A 1,014-nucleotide genomic window follows, 5' to 3' on the forward strand; every position below is an offset into this window, starting at 1 on the left:
GCTCAAGCCGCTTCCATCATGATGGTCTTGAACTCGCCGCTGGCGATGCGCTTCTGCCACTCGGCGGGGCCGGTGATGTGGGCGCTGGTGCCGCCGGCGTCGACCGCCACCGTCACCGGCATGTCGACCACGTCGAACTCGTAGATCGCTTCCATGCCGAGGTCGGCGAAGCCCACCACCTTGGCCGTCTTGATCGCCTTGCTCACCAGGTACGCGGCGCCGCCCACGGCCATCAGGTAGGCGCTCTTGTGCTTCTGGATCGCCTCGATGGCGACCGGGCCTCGTTCGGCCTTGCCGATCATCGCGATCAGCCCGGTCTTCGCGAGCATCATCTCGGTGAAGCCGTCCATGCGCGTGGCGGTGGTCGGGCCGGCGGGGCCCACGGCCTCGTCCTTGACCGGATCGACCGGGCCCACGTAGTAGATCACCCGGTTGGTGAAGTCCACCGGGAGCTTCTCGCCCTTGGCGAGCATGTCGGCGATGCGCTTGTGCGCGGCATCGCGGCCGGTGAGCATCTTGCCGTTGAGCAGCAGCGTGTCGCCCGGCTTCCAGCTCGCAACCTCGGCCGGCGTGAGCTTGTCCAGGTCCACGCGCTTGCTCTTGTTGTAGTCGGGCGCCCATTCGATCTTGGGCCAAAGGTCGAGCGAGGGCGCCTCGAGGTACACCGGCCCCGAGCCGTCGAGCACGAAATGCGCATGGCGAGTGGCCGCGCAGTTCGGGATCATCGCCACCGGCTTGCTGGCTGCGTGCGTGGGGTACATCTTGATCTTGACGTCCAGCACCGTGGCGAGGCCGCCCAGTCCCTGCGCGCCGATGCCCAGTGCATTGACCTTCTCGTACAGCTCCACGCGCAGCGCCTCCACCTTGCCGAGCTCGGCGCCCGAGCGCTTCTTCGCCAGCAGCTCGTGCATGTCGAGGTCGTCCATCAGGCTTTCCTTGGCGAGCAGGGCGGCCTTCTCGGCCGTGCCGCCGATGCCGATGCCCAGCATGCCGGGCGGGCACCAGCCGGCCCCC

Annotated in this window: 1 protein-coding gene; it reads right to left on the reverse strand. The window is 67.9% G+C overall.

Going from position 1 to position 1,014, the window contains the following annotated elements; all coding sequences use genetic code 11:
- Positions 1-2: 2 nt before the first annotated feature.
- A partial coding sequence (locus APY03_RS36310; protein WP_198161368.1) for a FumA C-terminus/TtdB family hydratase beta subunit occupies positions 3-1,014 on the reverse strand: 1,012 nt, incomplete at its 5' end.

This window comes from Variovorax sp. WDL1 (assembly GCF_001541225.1).
GTDB lineage: Bacteria > Pseudomonadota > Gammaproteobacteria > Burkholderiales > Burkholderiaceae_C > Variovorax.